General features: G+C 47.4%; 17 protein-coding genes. 15 read left to right on the forward strand and 2 right to left on the reverse strand.

Features of this window, described 5'->3' with window-relative positions; genetic code table 11:
* The first annotated feature begins 30 nt into the window (after positions 1 to 30).
* The 13 genes from BLV50_RS01800 to BLV50_RS01860 all read left to right on the forward strand — a co-directional run bounded on the left by BLV50_RS01800 (position 31) and on the right by BLV50_RS01860 (position 12,187).
* Positions 31 to 825 carry a TIGR00282 family metallophosphoesterase gene (locus tag BLV50_RS01800; protein ID WP_024630289.1) on the forward strand — a complete coding sequence of 265 codons (795 nt, stop codon included), beginning with the start codon at positions 31 to 33 and terminating at the stop codon, positions 823 to 825.
* A 117-nt stretch (positions 826 to 942) separates the two neighbouring features.
* Positions 943 to 1,203 carry a stage V sporulation protein S gene (locus BLV50_RS01805; RefSeq protein ID WP_019005392.1) on the forward strand — a complete coding sequence of 87 codons (261 nt, stop codon included), beginning with the start codon at positions 943 to 945 and terminating at the stop codon, positions 1,201 to 1,203.
* A 92-nt stretch (positions 1,204 to 1,295) separates the two neighbouring features.
* Entirely contained in the window at positions 1,296 to 2,261 is a 966-nt protein-coding gene (locus BLV50_RS01810) for a dipeptidase (protein ID WP_090805435.1), read from the forward strand.
* Between the two features lie 232 nt (positions 2,262 to 2,493).
* On the forward strand, positions 2,494 to 3,066 hold the full coding sequence (gene pduL, locus BLV50_RS01815) for a phosphate propanoyltransferase (protein WP_053783855.1): 573 nt from the start codon (positions 2,494 to 2,496) through the stop codon (positions 3,064 to 3,066).
* A gap of 306 nt (positions 3,067 to 3,372) precedes the next feature.
* Positions 3,373 to 4,929, forward strand: coding sequence for a tRNA (N6-isopentenyl adenosine(37)-C2)-methylthiotransferase MiaB (gene miaB / locus BLV50_RS01820; RefSeq protein ID WP_090805437.1), 1,557 nt, complete (start codon positions 3,373 to 3,375; stop codon positions 4,927 to 4,929).
* A 253-nt stretch (positions 4,930 to 5,182) separates the two neighbouring features.
* Positions 5,183 to 5,647 carry a YlbF/YmcA family competence regulator gene (locus tag BLV50_RS01825; protein ID WP_371129216.1) on the forward strand — a complete coding sequence of 155 codons (465 nt, stop codon included), beginning with the start codon at positions 5,183 to 5,185 and terminating at the stop codon, positions 5,645 to 5,647.
* A gap of 245 nt (positions 5,648 to 5,892) precedes the next feature.
* Entirely contained in the window at positions 5,893 to 6,318 is a 426-nt protein-coding gene (locus BLV50_RS01830; protein WP_063566353.1) for a PaaI family thioesterase, read from the forward strand.
* Between the two features lie 58 nt (positions 6,319 to 6,376).
* The gene (locus tag BLV50_RS01835) at positions 6,377 to 7,180 is read left to right on the forward strand and encodes an NUDIX hydrolase (protein WP_062326181.1); all 804 of its coding nucleotides are present in this window, start codon (positions 6,377 to 6,379) and stop codon (positions 7,178 to 7,180) included.
* Between the two features lie 64 nt (positions 7,181 to 7,244).
* Positions 7,245 to 7,814 carry a cysteine hydrolase family protein gene (locus BLV50_RS01840; RefSeq protein ID WP_090805439.1) on the forward strand — a complete coding sequence of 190 codons (570 nt, stop codon included), beginning with the start codon at positions 7,245 to 7,247 and terminating at the stop codon, positions 7,812 to 7,814.
* A gap of 211 nt (positions 7,815 to 8,025) precedes the next feature.
* Positions 8,026 to 9,480, forward strand: coding sequence for a nicotinate phosphoribosyltransferase (locus BLV50_RS01845; RefSeq protein WP_063566350.1), 1,455 nt, complete (start codon positions 8,026 to 8,028; stop codon positions 9,478 to 9,480).
* Positions 9,481 to 9,789: 309 nt separating this feature from the next.
* Positions 9,790 to 10,437: a hypothetical protein gene (locus tag BLV50_RS01850; protein ID WP_090805442.1), complete on the forward strand. Its 648-nt coding sequence runs from the start codon at positions 9,790 to 9,792 to the stop codon at positions 10,435 to 10,437.
* Positions 10,438 to 10,538: 101 nt separating this feature from the next.
* Entirely contained in the window at positions 10,539 to 11,558 is a 1,020-nt protein-coding gene (locus BLV50_RS01855; protein WP_090805445.1) for an acrylyl-CoA reductase family protein, read from the forward strand.
* Positions 11,559 to 11,653: 95 nt separating this feature from the next.
* Entirely contained in the window at positions 11,654 to 12,187 is a 534-nt protein-coding gene (locus BLV50_RS01860; RefSeq protein WP_218135356.1) for a hypothetical protein, read from the forward strand.
* Positions 12,188 to 12,228: 41 nt separating this feature from the next.
* On the opposite strand, the gene BLV50_RS01865 is transcribed toward BLV50_RS01860, so the two are convergent.
* Positions 12,229 to 12,750, reverse strand: a complete 522-nt coding sequence (locus BLV50_RS01865; RefSeq protein WP_090807431.1) for a MogA/MoaB family molybdenum cofactor biosynthesis protein — start codon at positions 12,748 to 12,750, stop codon at positions 12,229 to 12,231.
* 166 nt (positions 12,751 to 12,916) lie between these two features.
* On the opposite strand from BLV50_RS01865, the gene BLV50_RS01870 reads away from it, so the two are divergent.
* Positions 12,917 to 14,056 (forward strand): CobW family GTP-binding protein, encoded by a 1,140-nt coding sequence (locus tag BLV50_RS01870; RefSeq protein ID WP_090805451.1) that lies wholly within the window; start codon positions 12,917 to 12,919, stop codon positions 14,054 to 14,056.
* A 67-nt stretch (positions 14,057 to 14,123) separates the two neighbouring features.
* On the forward strand, positions 14,124 to 14,459 hold the full coding sequence (locus BLV50_RS01875; protein ID WP_063566344.1) for a four-helix bundle copper-binding protein: 336 nt from the start codon (positions 14,124 to 14,126) through the stop codon (positions 14,457 to 14,459).
* 168 nt (positions 14,460 to 14,627) lie between these two features.
* Here the strand turns inward: BLV50_RS01875 and BLV50_RS32395 are convergent, their stop codons facing one another.
* On the reverse strand, positions 14,628 to 14,966 hold the full coding sequence (locus BLV50_RS32395; protein WP_143038091.1) for a hypothetical protein: 339 nt from the start codon (positions 14,964 to 14,966) through the stop codon (positions 14,628 to 14,630).
* Between the last annotated feature and the right edge of the window lie 33 nt (positions 14,967 to 14,999).

Below are 14,999 nucleotides of genomic sequence, written 5' to 3' on the forward strand. Positions count from 1 at the left end.
GCGCTTAGTAGGGTTTAAGGAGGCAGTAAAATGAAAGTTTTGTTTATTGGTGATATTGTGGGGAACGTGGGGCGTAAGGCATTGAAGGAAAACCTCCCCTACCTCAAAACGAAGTATAAGCCACATGTAGTCATAGTAAATGGTGAAAATGCAGCGGCAGGCCGGGGCATTACCGGCGCAATTGCGAATGAATTTTTTAACTGGGGTGTGCATGGTATCACCCTTGGTAACCATACCTGGGACAATAAGGACATATTTGATTTTATAGATGATGAGCCACGTATGATTCGTCCTGCGAACTTCCCGCCGGGAACACCAGGCAGAGGATACACCGTAGTCAAAGGAGAAGGCAAGGAGCTGGCGATTGTCAACCTGCAAGGCCGGACATTCCTGCCTGCTCTGGATTGTCCATTCCGCGTTGCCGATGAAATTGTGGATGAACTGCGTCAAGACCACAAATGTATTCTGGTTGATATGCATGCTGAAGCAACGTCTGAGAAGATTGCTATGGGCTGGCATCTGGATGGACGTGCGTCGCTGGTCGTAGGTACACATACACATGTGCAGAGCAACGATGATCGTATTTTGCCAGGAGGAACAGCTTATTTAACCGATGCCGGTATGGTAGGGCCGCGTGATGGCATATTGGGCATGGAGCGTGAAGCGGTGCTTCGCAAGTTCTACACTCAGCTTCCGGTACGATTTGTTGTGGATGATGGCAAATGGCATTTCCACGGTGTATTTGTGGAGATCGATGAAGCCACAGGTGCTGCAACACGCATTGAGAAAATTCGTCTGATGGAGGACGAGTGGCGTATGGAATAGGGGTATTGTCCCAATTTGCAGGGAAACCCGTCTAAAAAGAAGGAATTTTTTTGCCTCCCGCGAATAACATCTAGTAAGTGGAAACAAACATTCAACATTCCCAGGGAGGTACTTACCATGGAAGTATTAAAAGTTTCAGCAAAGTCCAATCCCAATTCCGTAGCCGGCGCTCTTGCAGGTGTTCTTCGTGAACGTGGAAATGCTGAACTGCAGGCAATTGGAGCGGGAGCACTGAACCAAGCCATTAAAGCGGTAGCGATAGCCCGGGGATTTGTAGCACCAAGCGGAGTTGACTTGATTTGTATTCCAGCTTTTACAGACATTGTGATCGACGGCGAGGACCGAACGGCCATTAAGCTGATTGTGGAGCCCAGATAATACATGCGTTTATGCATTGAACCTGTTTACGAAGTAGACAGGTTTTTTTGCGTTTTATTCCATAACATAACCGTTTAGAAGGAGAGATTGTGATGCACAACTGCCGAGTAGCCGATTTTCATTGTGATGCTTTGAGTAAAATGCTGATGAACCCTAGCCATTCATTTGAAAATGCTTCACAGCTGGATGTGAATCTGGAACGTATGAGAGAAGGTAACATTGGTTTACAGGCCTTTGCAATATATTTGCCCGAAGTGCTTGGCAGAGGAAAGTTTGAACATGTGATGGGCCAGTTGGACACCTACCGCAAGCGAGTGGAGATAACCAAAGAACGAGCTGAAGGCACAAATACATTGTTATGGCGAGAACAGCTTACGCAGATCGGGCAGACGGACAGACCATGGGGACTACTTACACTTGAAGGTGTCGATGGACTGGAGGGCAATCTCTTTTATCTGGAGTTATGTTATCAAATGGGTGTGCGGATCGTTGGCCTTACCTGGAACTATGCCAATTGGGCAGCTGATGGTGTATTGGAGAAACGTGGGGCGGGACTTACGGAGAAGGGCAGAGAGCTGGTTCAACTGTGTAACCAAATCGGCATGCTGCTGGATGTATCACATCTGACCGAGAAAGGCTTCTGGGAGCTTGCTAACCTTAGTGAACGTCCTTTTATCGCTTCGCATTCCAACAGTTATGCCATATGCCCGCATGTGCGTAATCTGAAGGATGATCAGATACGGGCCATTATTGCCCGGGAAGGGCGTATTGGGCTGACGTTTGTACCGTGGTTTGTGAAGCAGGAAGGCGAAGTATGTATTGAAGATCTATTGCCTCATATTGAGCAGATATGTTCTCTGGGTGGGGAGCATCATCTGATGATGGGGTCTGATTTTGACGGAATTGCTACGTATATCCATGACCTTGAACATACCGGGCAGTATCCGAAGTTGATAAATACGCTGCTCAAGCACTACGACGAATCACTCGTTCACGGTTGGATGTGGGGCAATGCGATGAGTTATTTAGGAGAAAACTTGCCAAGGGAAAATTTGTAGGTGGAACATGGTAATCATGATACCGATGGTCGCTGAAGAAAACGAGCTGGAAGGAGTATCCGTCCATGTTCAGATGGATTTACCAAATGCAGGGGATTAATGATTGCAAAATAAGTGTATTTCATGAATTTTCAGCAGTTCGTTTTCATTTCACTTCAAAAAGGGGTATAATACCATAGGATTGTTAAGAGCCTGGCTACAGGCCATAGATAAACAAGGAGTGAAATTCACAATGAGCAAAACAGTACCTGTGGGCGTATCTGCCCGTCACATTCATGTATCTCAAGAGCACGTTGAAATTTTGTTTGGTAAAGGCTACGAATTGACCGAGTTTAAACCTCTGTCCCAACCAGGACAATATGCTGCTAACGAAACAGTAGCGGTTATTGGTTCGAAAGGACAGTTTGATAAAGTGCGTATCCTTGGACCTGTTCGTCCGGAAACACAACTGGAAATCTCGATGACAGATTCTTTCGCTATTGGTGTTAAGGCACCTGTTCGTGAATCCGGAAGCATCGAAGGTACTCCAGGTATTACGATTAAAGGACCTGCTGGCGAAGTTACGATCGATAAAGGTGTTATCGTTGCTGCTCGTCATATCCACTTCCATACTTCTGATGCTGCTAAATGGGGCATTGAGGACAAACAATTGCTGAAAGTTCGTCTGGGTGGAGATCGTGGTCTGGTACTGGAAAATGTACTGGCTCGTGTATCGGATTCCTTTGCACTGGACATGCATATTGATACGGATGAAGCTAATGCAGCTGGCGCTCGTAACGGCGATACTGCTGAAATCATCGACTAATCACATGGAACAATCTTCAGCCGTGATCTTGGCGGTTTGAATGAACGTATAAACCTGAGTATATCCACGCGTCGCTACATTCGACCTGGGATAGCTCAGGTTTTTGTGTATTGTCGGGCTGTTTAGCAGACCTGCGCAGATTTCGGGATAGGCGAAGGGGTAGCGGCTTTGGATGTGGAACTACAGCCCAATTCATGTTATAATTTGCTGTAATGCTCTTTTGATGTATAAAGCGTGCAAATCACGTGAAACAAGATGAAATAACGATTTTTTATTAATAGAGGCTGTAAGGAGTGACCGAAGGAAATGGCTAAAGACTCAAAAAAGGATTACTCCCAATATTTTGATTTCTCCGATGCCAAAGTAATTTCGCAAGATGAATTCAGCAAAAAGATAAGAATCCGGGGCCGGGAGATTAACATCAAATCCGAACCTAATCATCGTCAGGAGAAACAACGGGGCAAGGAAGACGTCCAGGTGCTTTACGAAACAGCCGTACCCGAGGAACTGAAAAACGTGGGGAAAGGCAAACACTATATCGTATATACGTATGGATGCCAGATGAACGAACATGATTCGGAGACCATCAAAGGATTGCTTGAATCGATGGGCTATCAGGCTACCGAGGATCGCAAAGAGGCAGATATCATTCTGTTAAACACATGTGCGATTCGAGAAAATGCGGAAGATAAAGTGTTTGGTGAGCTGGGCCATCTGAAAACCCTGAAAACCGAACGTCCAGGTTTGTTACTGGGTGTGTGTGGCTGTATGTCGCAGGAAGAAGGCGTCGTGAACCGGATCATGCAGAAGCATGGTTTTGTGGATATGATTTTTGGTACACACAACGTACATCGGCTGCCACACCTGATTCAAGAAGCGCTGTTCAGTAAAGAAATGGTTGTTGAGGTATGGTCCAAGGAAGGCGACATCATTGAGAACCTACCGAAAAAACGTGAGGGCATGCGCGGCTGGGTGAACATTATGTATGGTTGCGACAAGTTCTGTACATATTGCATCGTCCCGTTCACACGGGGGAAAGAGCGCAGTCGACGTCCAGAAGATGTTATTGCCGAAGTTCGTGAACTGGCAAGACAAGGCTTCAAGGAAATCACGCTGCTCGGCCAGAACGTCAATGCTTATGGCAAAGACTTCACGGATCTGAAGTATAGCTTCAGTGACCTGATGGATGATATCCGCAAAATCGATATTCCACGGGTTCGGTTTACAACCAGTCATCCACGTGACTTCGATGATCATCTGATTGAGGTGCTTGCGAAGGGCGGGAACCTGGTGGAACATATCCATCTGCCTGTGCAGTCTGGTAGCACGGAAGTGCTGAAACGTATGAGCCGCAAGTACAGTCGGGAACACTACCTGAAGCTTGCTGACAAAATTAAAACTGCAATTCCAGATGTCGTGTTAACCACTGATATTATCGTTGGTTTCCCGGGGGAGACGGAAGAGCAGTTCGAAGATACGCTGTCACTGGTCAAGGAAGTTGGCTACGATTTTGCCTACACATTCATCTACTCTCCGCGTGAAGGTACACCGGCTGCGGTGATGGAGGATAACGTGCCGATGGACGTGAAGAAGGAACGTTTGAAACGCTTGAACGAGACGATCAACGCATACAGCCATAGCAGCAATGAAAAGCAGCGCGGCAAGGTTGTTGAAGTGCTGGTCGAAGGTGAGAGCAAACGGAATTCCAATGTTCTGGCAGGACGTACACGCAGCAACAAGCTGGTGCACTTTGAAGGACCTAAAGAATTGATCGGTACTTTTGTACATGTAGAAATCACCGATCCAATGACTTTCTATATTCGGGGCAACCTGCTCTCAGAGCCAGTAGCCGCCAATCAGTAATACACAAACCTAATAAGATGAATGTCTTTTTGCACTTGGCGGGTTACGGCCCAGCGTAGCGAAGGTGACGGAATCGATTCTGTAGAAGCGAAGCGTTCGCCTTTGTCTCCAAATTTTATCCACAGACTATTACAATCAGAAAAATTTGGAGACAACAGCGATCGAAAGAACGATCCGTAACCGCAGCGGTCACTCAAGCAGTTAACTAAGCTTAGTGCAACATCGAGTATTTCATCTTATATCATCTCATAGAATGGAGCGATTTCGAGTGGCGCAGGAAGAAGTGCAGTACAACCCTTATGGAATGCCTACCTACGATACGCGCGATCTGGTTATACGCGACGACATTATGGGAAAAGCCAAAGAATTGGCTGATATGCTTGGAACGAGCGAGGAAGTTAAACAGTTCCAACAGGCTGAGTCCAAAATTCGCGATCATGAGCGCATCCAACAATTGATTGCAACGATTAAGAAGAAACAAAAGGAAATCGTTGCTTTTGAAAGCTTCAAAAATGCAGACATGGTCAGCAAAATTGAACAGGAAATTGAGGATCTGCAGGCAGAGTTGGACGGCATTCCACTCGTTACGGAATTCCAGCAAAGTCAAAGCGATATCAATTATTTGCTTCAGCTTGTTATTTCTGTAATTCGGGATACCGTCTCCGAGAAAGTGAACGTGGAGGCAGGTACGGATTCACCTCCGACCAGCTGCGGGTAAGTGAACGGAAGGGTGCGGACGCAGTCCGCGCCTTTTTTGATCATCTCAGACTCCACGTGGTGGGGTTATTTTGTGTGGTGGCCTGATCAAGACAACTTCACTGGATAAGACCTGTTCCGTAAGAGCAGGCTTAATATAATAACGAAGCACTTTAGATCAACTACGAAAAGAACCAATGCTGGTAAAATCATCAACAACATACATCATGGGCTTTATACTTAAAGTGCACTAAAGGGGAAATCAATATGGGTATTTTGGACAAAATGGTTGCAGAAGGAAATGGAAGATTTTGGGGATTTCTCGGTTGTCGGTTTATTAAAGGTGACGGAGAAGAAGTACAGATCGCGCTGACAGCGGGCGAACATCACACCAACTCCATGGGGATTATTCATGGTGGAGTGCTGACGTCCCTGATGGATCAGGCGATGGGCATGGTAGCTACAGCGGCAATGGCAGTAGACAGTTGTGTGACCACCAATCTGAATGTTCATTTCTTGGCACCTATGAAACAAGGGGAATTAATCGTGACATCAACGATCCTGCATCAAGCGGGGCGTAGTGTGACGGCACAATCTGAGGTCCGGGATGCATCTGGAACGTTGGGATGTATGGCAACAGCTACATTCCGTATAGCGCGAGTAAAAGCGCAAAACACGGAATCTCAAGGTTGACAAAAGATATTATTATGTCATAATGAAAATATCAAAATGAGAATAGTCGGTGGTGCCCATGAGCGAAAACTACGAACAATTCAATGCTGAAAGCGATGAACAGGCAGCACGTGCCTATAGTTCCAAGAAATATCGTACACCCGATGGTGTTCCTGCGGATATCGTCATGTTTACCTTGACCAAGCGGGAACGCAAGACGGTAACCAAGACACTCCCAATCCGGGAGTTGAAGGTCATGCTGATCAAACGCAAAGGTTGGCCTTTTGCGGGAAGATGGGCGTTGCCCGGTGGATTTTGTCAGGAAAATGAATCCATCTATGGTGCTGCAAAGCGCGAGTTGATGGAAGAGACAGGTGTGGACGGCGGACATCTGGAGTATTTGAATGTATATAGTCAGCCTGGGCGTGACCCCAGAGGATGGATTATCTCACATGCGTTTTTTGCACTGGTAGAGGAATGGATGTTGGAACACCGTCAGGCTGCAGATGATGCTGAGGATGTTGGATTATTTACGATTCAGGAAGCTTTGCAAGAGCTCGAGCTTGCCTTTGATCACCGGACGATTATAGAAGATGCGTACCGGCGTATTCAACAGCAAATGCTGGAAACGACGATTGCACGACAGTTCCTGCCTCGTGATTTTACACTAAGCGAGTTATACCAAGTGATTCAGAGTGTTGTACCTGACTTTGAAGAACCGAATTTCATTCGGAAGATCACTTCTACACGCAGCCGCAAAGGCATTGTGGAAGAGGTTCGGGATGAGGAGGGCAACCTGCTAAGCTCCAATCAATATTCACAGCGTCCGGCCCAGCTATACCGTTTTACGGAGCTTGTACCTCGTCTTTCCATCTATACTTAATTCGCAAGCGAATCATGATGGATTGAATCAGGATCAACCTATTCTCAAAAAGGGAGTGTGGACGATGAAAGCACTGATTGTAATCGATTTTACACGTGATTTTGTGACAGGTTCGTTGCCTGTAGGCGAGCCTGCTGTGGAGATTGAGGAGACGATCGCAGCTATAACGGAGGCTTATTGCAATAACAAGCATGAGGTTGTTATGGCCGTGGACTTGCATGAAGAGAATGATCCTTACCATCCGGAAACTGCTCTTTTTCCTCCCCATAACATTAGAGGTACGGAGGGAAGACAGCTTTATGGTCGTCTAGCCCAGGTTATGGAAGAACGGGAATCTCAGATTCGATGGATGGATAAAACAAGATACAGCGCATTCTGCGGTACAGATCTAGAGCTGCGCCTGCGTGAACGTGGAATAACAGACATTGCACTGATCGGTGTATGTACGGATATTTGCGTACTGCACACGGCAGTGGATGCTTATAATAAAGGTTTTCACATAACGGTATATGAAGACGCCGTGGCGAGCTTCAATCAAGCGGGACATGATTGGGCGCTTGGACATTTTCGTTCCAGTCTTGGGGCCCAGGTGGTCAAAGCGAGCGATACCGTTCTCGCAGGCTTGAACCTGTAACTGAACCTGTAACTGAACCTGTGATCATATCCATCATATTCTGTTGGTTGAACAAGTGTTATGTTGCTGGGGAATATGGTGAATAGGAATAAACCGGAGACTTATGCAATGGTACGTAACCAGAATCATGAGCAATGAGTCTCCACATGTTGACCCGTGTCTGCAAGGCTAGACCTGCCGACACAAGCGGAAGTCAGAGAGGATGAGACAAATGCAGACGACTAGCCTGGCTTTACATACGGATAAATATCAAATCAATATGATGTACGCCCACTGGGTGAATGGAACTCACAAACGGAAAGCGGTGTTTGAAGCCTATTTCCGCAAGCTTCCTTTTGGCAACGGATATGCCGTATTTGCCGGATTGGAACGCATTGTGAATTATATCAGCCAGCTTCGGTTTACGATGGAGGACATCAAATATTTATCTAAGCAAGAGGAAAATTACGATCCGGTCTTTCTGGAAGAGTTGCTCCAGTTTTCATTTCAGGGGACGATTCATTCCATGAAGGAAGGGGCGCTCGTTTTCCCTGATGAACCGCTCATTCGGGTAGAAGGCTCCATTATGGAGACACAACTGGTGGAGACGGCGATACTTAACTTCATGAATTATCAGACGTTAATTGCAACGAAGGCTTCCCGGATCAAACAGGTGGCAAGTCAGGACACGTTGCTCGAATTCGGAACACGACGTGCACAGGAAGCGGATGCGGCCATTTGGGGGGCGCGTGCCTCGTATGTGGCAGGATTCCATGCAACGTCTAATATGCTGGCTGGAGAGCGCTTTGGAATTCCGACAGCAGGGACACATGCCCATTCATGGGTGCAGAGTTTTATGAGTGAGCAGGAGGCGTTTGACGTCTATGCCAAAGTGCTGCCAGATCAAGTGACACTGCTGGTGGATACTTTTGATACATTGAACAGTGGTGTTCCTCATGCAATCAAGACCGCCAAGAAGCTGGAGAGCCAGGGCAAAAAGATGAACGCCATTCGTCTGGATAGCGGGGACCTTGCGTATCTATCCATTCAAGCTCGGCAGATGCTGGACGACGCCGGATTGGATTACGTGAAGATTGTAGCTTCCAACGATCTGGATGAAAATACAATTTTCAACCTTAAGGCGCAAGGAGCTCGCATCGATACATGGGGAGTGGGCACACAGCTAATTACCGCTTCCGACCAACCTTCTTTGGGTGGCGTGTACAAATTGGTGGAGCGTGAAGTGGATGGTGCCATGCTGCCTACGATCAAAATTTCGGCCAATCCCGAAAAAGTCTCCACACCAGGTAAAAAAGAAGTCTTCCGGATCATTGATCCGAAACATGGTAAGGCGATTGCAGATTATATCTGCTATCCAGGAGAAGAGCAGCCGCTACAGGGCGGGCCGCTCAAGCTGTTCAACCCGCTACACCCTTATCTGAAAAAGACGGTAACCCGCTACGAAGCAGTAAATATGCTGGAACCGATCTTTGTGAATGGGCGAAAAGTGTATGAACTGCCTACCCTGGATGAGATTCGCAGTTATCACCGCGAGCAGATGGATCTCTTCTGGCCGGAATATCTGCGTAAACTCAATCCTGAGATTTACCGCGTAAATATCAGCCCTGCGGCGTGGAATATGAAGCAGAAGCTCATTGCTGAACACGTGCAATCTACCGAAGAATAAATCAAATAAAGGGGCATAACCGGAAGGAAGTAGGCCGGGTTATGCCTTTTTGGTTTCCTCTTTCTTGCTGATTGTCCCGTATGACGAATGGATGGTGTGTGAAACATCATGGACAGACAGTCCTTGAACTGCGGTATACTATACCTTCAACGGACGCAGGTTTACAGGGAAATGAAGCCATTATTTCTCGGGAAAGCGCAGGAGACGTCAAATACTGCATCTTTCCGAGCTTGCCTTTCGACAGGATCTGTTTCTATGGCTGTTTCAATTGCGTATCTGCCGGGGATGAATGAAAGAGGAGGTGCAACCATGAAATGGATTTTGGCACTGACCTGGCTGGCTTTCATTGCGTACGCCTGGATTTGGGTACCTGGGCAGCCTCTTGGGAGTGACCCTGTGTTTAAAGAGCTGGTCACACTGCAAAGCAAAGAACCTTGGCTACTAACGGTATTTTCGTGGCTTGGGATTTATCCGGCTATTTTCGCTTGCCTGCTGTTAAGAAGGTCAGGGAAAGCGAGAGGATCTCGTGTACCGGCGTGGCCTTTTGTGTTGCTGTCTTTTGGTTTGGGAGCCTTTGCGTTGCTGCCTTATTTTGCGTGGTCCTCGCAAACACACAGAGGTTCGGGATACGAACGCCTCTCCTTTGGTAGTAAGCGTGAATCGGGTATTGGACGTGTGGCAGCTCATAAGCTGACCCATGTGGTTCTGCTGCTGCTTACATTGGGCACAGGCTTCTATGCAGTGACTCAAGGCAATCCTGATGTATACATGGAAGCGTTCAGGGAGTCTTCCTTTGTACATATTATGACAATTGATTTCGTCATCCTAACTTTGCTTTCCGTGATCGCATTGTTCAGGGATGCTTTTAACAATCGTCGTTCTCGCGGGTGGGCAGTTGCAGGGGTGATCCCATTGATAGGTCCGCTCATTTATTTGATGACCAGCCGGAGAGATTGAGTTCGACGGATGTCGCCCTTATACTTGTTTAAATTGAATGCGAACAATTCATGATATGAATAGAAAAATAAGTAAATTTATAACTGAGGAGAGGATAACGAATGAAGAATACTTTTCCTGCCTATGTCGTGCGTAAAGAAGAACAGGGTGGCGTGAAGGCTGCTATGGAGCAGCTGACGAAAGAGGACTTGCCTAATGGTGACGTAACCCTACAGGTTCAATACTCAAGCGTCAATTTTAAAGATGGTCTCGCCACAACTGAAAAGGGCGGTGTGGTTCGCGAATATCCGATCGTACCGGGGATCGATCTTGCAGGGATTGTAGAGGAATCCGTGAGCGGTCGGTTTGCACCGGGGGATCGGGTGATCAGCACAGGCTTCGAACCGGGCGTTTCTCATTTTGGAGGGTACAGTCAATATGCGCGTCTGCGCAGCGAATGGCTTGTTCCTCTGCCGCATGGACTCAGTGAGAAGGAAGCGATGGCAATTGGAACGGCAGGGTTCACTGCGGCACTTTCGGTAGATGCTTTGTTGCGGGCTGGAGTGACTCCGGAGATGGGCAATATTCTTGTGACCGGAGCAACCGGAGGAGTAGGGAGTATGGCAGTAGCTATTCTGGCGAAGCTGGGATTTGAAGTGACAGCAAGTACAGGCAAAAAAGATCAACAGGAGCAGCTGCTTCGGAATCTGGGTGCCTCACATGTCATTTCACGCGAAGAAGCGGACGCGTCAGCCAAGGGAGCAATGGGCAAACAGCTCTGGGCAGGTGTTATTGATCCTGCAGCAGGTCCTGCACTGGCCGAACGTCTGAAACAGATTCAATACGGAGGCGCTGTCGCCGTATCAGGCTTAACCGGAGGGGCTGCGTTCGAGTCCACCGTATTTCCGTTTATTTTGCGGGGGATTCAATTGATTGGGATTGATTCAGTCTATTGCCCGATGGAACGGCGGGAACGGATATGGAAGCTGCTTGGCGGAGAATGGAAGCCGGATCGGGCGCTGGAGCTAGGGATTCAGGAAATCTCATGGGTACAACTGCCTCAGACACTCGAAACGATCCTCAAGGGAGGTGCTGTAGGTCGTACGGTAGTTAATACGATGTCCGATACGCCTGCCGAATAAGATCCTTTTCTCCTAGACATGCTAACTCTACCTGAGAGCGTCACCGTGCATGTGGCGGGAAAGGAAGGATGAGTATGCGTGTTAACGGAAAAGGATTGCATTATAGATCTGGGCGTGTAAAGTCTGGGCTGGTTAGTATGGTCGTGGTGCTATGTACAATATCGGTAGTAGCGTGTTCAGCATCGAATGTGGAGCAGGAACGGAAAATATATACCCGACAAGCGACAGATGAAGGAAATGTTCGGGCAAAGAGTCAGGGTCACGGGTTAAATGGTCCATTAATTCAGGAGCTGGATGAAGCTTTTGCTGCAAAAGGCATAAAGTTAATGAATAATATGTCCGCTGATGATGGTGAGGACGGAATCTCTTATATGTACCTGCTGAATGGAAGTGGCAGACATATTGTAAAGGTCCAAATTTTCAGTGATGCCCCTACAAGAGTAGCCCGGATGAACGAAATGTACGGTAATGATGGCGATGAGGCTGTGATGGAAAATGTACTTGGCAAAACAACGATTCGCAGCAAAGACTACGTGTCACTGGTCTATACGGCTTCAGGTGGAGAAAAGGACGATTATGAAGAAGACGTCATGCAGATATTCCAGCATGTGCTTGAGCAACTGAAGTAATCGACTCCACTAAAATAAATCTGATAAACCCGTCTGATTATTCAGACGGGTTTATATATTTCACGCATGACATGCCTCAGTTCAGGCAAAATGAGTTTTTCCATTGCCAGTTTGACAGCTCCCTTGGAGCCCGGCATGGAGAATACGGCCGTACGCCCAATCGTACCGGCTACGGCCCGGCTAAGAATGGCAGCAGAACCGATATCCTCGGTATAGCTGAGGAAGCGGAAGATTTCTCCAAACCCCGACAGCTCCTTATCGAGTAGTGAAGACACTGCCTCGTATGTTGTATCTCGGGGTGCAATTCCGGTCCCACCGCTGAGCAGCACGGCTTCGATATCGTCACGAACGGCTGCATCCTGCAGGATGCTTCGAATGGTTTCAGTTTCATCCGGTGTAATGATATATTCGACGATCTGGTAGCCTGAATCGGTCAGCAACTTATGCATAAGTTGTCCGCTTGTATCAGTGTCCTTGGTACGGGTATCTGAAACGGTTACAATCATACAGGATACCGTGTCAGGGGCTTCCTGACGATGTTGTTCCACTGAATTGGTCATAATACATCCTCCTCCAATCAACATGTTCTCATAGCATAGACCATTCAGTAGAATGAGGCAATGGACTTGCGAATAGAAGGCCAGGATTGCGCAAAGATTGCAGGATAGTGTACACTCGCTAGGATAGAGATAGACCAGTACCATTGGATAAATTGAGAGGTGAACAACGATGAGTGAATTAAAAACAAATGAATCATCCATACCAGTATATATATTGTCAGGCTTCTTGGGCAGTGGCAAAACGACACTGCTTGTTCAACTGATTGAACATTGGCAGCAACAAGGTCTCCGGCCCGCCGTTGTCATGAATGAACTGGGTGAAGTGAATCTGGATGGTCAGATTGTTGATGCTTCCGTGCCCATGACGGAAATGTTGGGAGGATGCATTTGCTGTACCGTGCGCGGTGACTTGGGGCTGCAACTTGCTGATCTTGTGCAGGAGGAATCGCCTGATGTCATTATCATCGAAGCAACAGGAGCAGCCAACCCGATGGAGATTCTGGATGCAGTAACGGAAACATCCCTCTATATGCGACTTGAACTGAGAAGCCTAATTACTGTAGTAGATGCCGCGCATCTGTCAGGGCTGTACCAGGAGCAGAAGGGACAAACCTTCAAGCTGATGCAGGAGCAGATTCGCTGTGCGTCTGTACTTCTCCTGAATAAAACGGATCGGGTGAATCAGCAGCAGTTGGCAGATCTGCGGGACCTGTTGGCCCGCTGGAACGGTTTTGCTCCGGTACTGCCTACGGTGAAGTGTGAAGTTGATATGGATGTGCTGCTCCGCAGTGGAGACAATGTGCATGCTTATCAATCTGTTGAGGAAACTAGTAAAAACGCGGAGAAGGAACATCACGTGCATTCTGAGGCTTGTGCAGAGCATGGATGCAGCCAGGATCATGGACATGAACATCATGAGCATGTGGATCATGATCACGAAGGACATCAACATTCTCATGGGAATGTCCATGCACATCCTCATGACCACAACCTTAGTCATAGTCATCCCCATGCTTCGCATGAGCATGTTATGGTGTATACACACTATTTCACCCAGCCGGTGAACAGTGAGGCTTTTGAGCGCTTGATAGCTGAGTTACCACGCGACGTGTACCGGGCAAAAGGGATTTTATCTTTTAGCGATACGTCCAGTCGGTTCTGGTTCCAATATGCTTACCGGGAATCGGATTATATGAAGATCACACCTCAAGGGGATGTGCCTAATGTCGCTGTGTTTATAGGTGAACATTTCGATCAGTCGGTTATTCGCAACCAATTGCTGGAATTAGAGGCGGCAAATCAGGTTTAATGATTCAAGGTTCCTCCAGACGGGGTATTAAGAAGCATAGCAAACTTAGTCTGGGAGGTAACTTTAAATGACACAACAACAATATCAACAATGTATCGATGCTTGCCTGGAGTGTATGAATGCTTGCAATGTATGTTACATATCGAGTCTGAAAGAATATGATCTGGCGATGCTGCGTGATTGCATTCGTTTGGATCGGGAATGTGCAGAGATCTGCAATTTTGCTGCTCAATCCATGACACGCGGAAGTGATTTCATCGCCGAAATTTGCGAACTGTGTGTGAAAGCATGTGAAGCTTGTGCTGCTGAGTGTGGCAAACATCAACATGATCATTGCCAGGCTTGCGCAGAAGCTTGCCGCAAATGTGCAGAGGCTTGCCGCATGATGGCCGCAGTAGCGTAAATATAACTCGATTGAATTAAATTGGGTTAAAAATAAAAAGCCTGAGCAATGTGCCAGATGCCAGGCTAATCCCCTCACAGAAGACAACGTAATAAGACATCCGATAAGATGTACTTCAACGTTGTCTGCTGGAGGGGATTTTTTATGGATATAGCATAGTAACATTCTTCACCATCGCAGGCGAGAACTTCTATCGCCAGCAGGCTCTCCATTGGCAAATGCATGTAACAGGTTGCCAAAGCAGAGCGTGATCTGTATAATGATGGCAATGAATTGAAACGATGAATATCCGTGATCGGGAGAGTAGCCAGAATCCATGCATAACAGCGAGCCGGGGCAGGTGGAAGCCGGTATGACATGACCTGAGTGAAGCGCACCCGTGAGATGGTTGTCCGAAGGAATGTTTACACTTTTGAGAGGGTGTAGAGCAGGTAGTAGAGGACAATCCGGCAGGCGACCGTTAATCGCAACGAGCGGAGCACGCTGTGAATGTACTAAGATGTACATTTGCTGCAGGCTCACCTAGAGTGGTACCGCGGG

It is taken from the genome of Paenibacillus sp. 276b (assembly GCF_900107875.1).
Classification (GTDB): Bacteria; Bacillota; Bacilli; order Paenibacillales; family Paenibacillaceae; genus Paenibacillus; species Paenibacillus marchantiae.

Bases quoted from the DNA above. Each gene is read 5' to 3' on its own strand.
- BLV50_RS01825 (WP_371129216.1), top strand. From the start codon at position 5,183: ATGGAGCGATTTCGAGTGGCGCAGGAAGAAGTGCAGTACAACCCTTAT.
- BLV50_RS01845 (WP_063566350.1), top strand. From the start codon at position 8,026: ATGCAGACGACTAGCCTGGCTTTACATACGGATAAATATCAAATCAAT.
- BLV50_RS01870 (WP_090805451.1), top strand. From the start codon at position 12,917: ATGAGTGAATTAAAAACAAATGAATCATCCATACCAGTATATATATTG.
- pduL (WP_053783855.1), top strand. From the start codon at position 2,494: ATGAGCAAAACAGTACCTGTGGGCGTATCTGCCCGTCACATTCATGTA.
- BLV50_RS01840 (WP_090805439.1), top strand. From the start codon at position 7,245: ATGAAAGCACTGATTGTAATCGATTTTACACGTGATTTTGTGACAGGT.
- BLV50_RS01830 (WP_063566353.1), top strand. From the start codon at position 5,893: ATGGGTATTTTGGACAAAATGGTTGCAGAAGGAAATGGAAGATTTTGG.
- BLV50_RS01805 (WP_019005392.1), top strand. From the start codon at position 943: ATGGAAGTATTAAAAGTTTCAGCAAAGTCCAATCCCAATTCCGTAGCC.
- miaB (WP_090805437.1), top strand. From the start codon at position 3,373: ATGGCTAAAGACTCAAAAAAGGATTACTCCCAATATTTTGATTTCTCC.
- BLV50_RS01875 (WP_063566344.1), top strand. From the start codon at position 14,124: ATGACACAACAACAATATCAACAATGTATCGATGCTTGCCTGGAGTGT.
- BLV50_RS01835 (WP_062326181.1), top strand. From the start codon at position 6,377: ATGAGCGAAAACTACGAACAATTCAATGCTGAAAGCGATGAACAGGCA.
- BLV50_RS01850 (WP_090805442.1), top strand. From the start codon at position 9,790: ATGAAATGGATTTTGGCACTGACCTGGCTGGCTTTCATTGCGTACGCC.
- BLV50_RS01800 (WP_024630289.1), top strand. From the start codon at position 31: ATGAAAGTTTTGTTTATTGGTGATATTGTGGGGAACGTGGGGCGTAAG.
- BLV50_RS32395 (WP_143038091.1), bottom strand. From the start codon at position 14,966: ATGTACATCTTAGTACATTCACAGCGTGCTCCGCTCGTTGCGATTAAC.
- BLV50_RS01810 (WP_090805435.1), top strand. From the start codon at position 1,296: ATGCACAACTGCCGAGTAGCCGATTTTCATTGTGATGCTTTGAGTAAA.
- BLV50_RS01855 (WP_090805445.1), top strand. From the start codon at position 10,539: ATGAAGAATACTTTTCCTGCCTATGTCGTGCGTAAAGAAGAACAGGGT.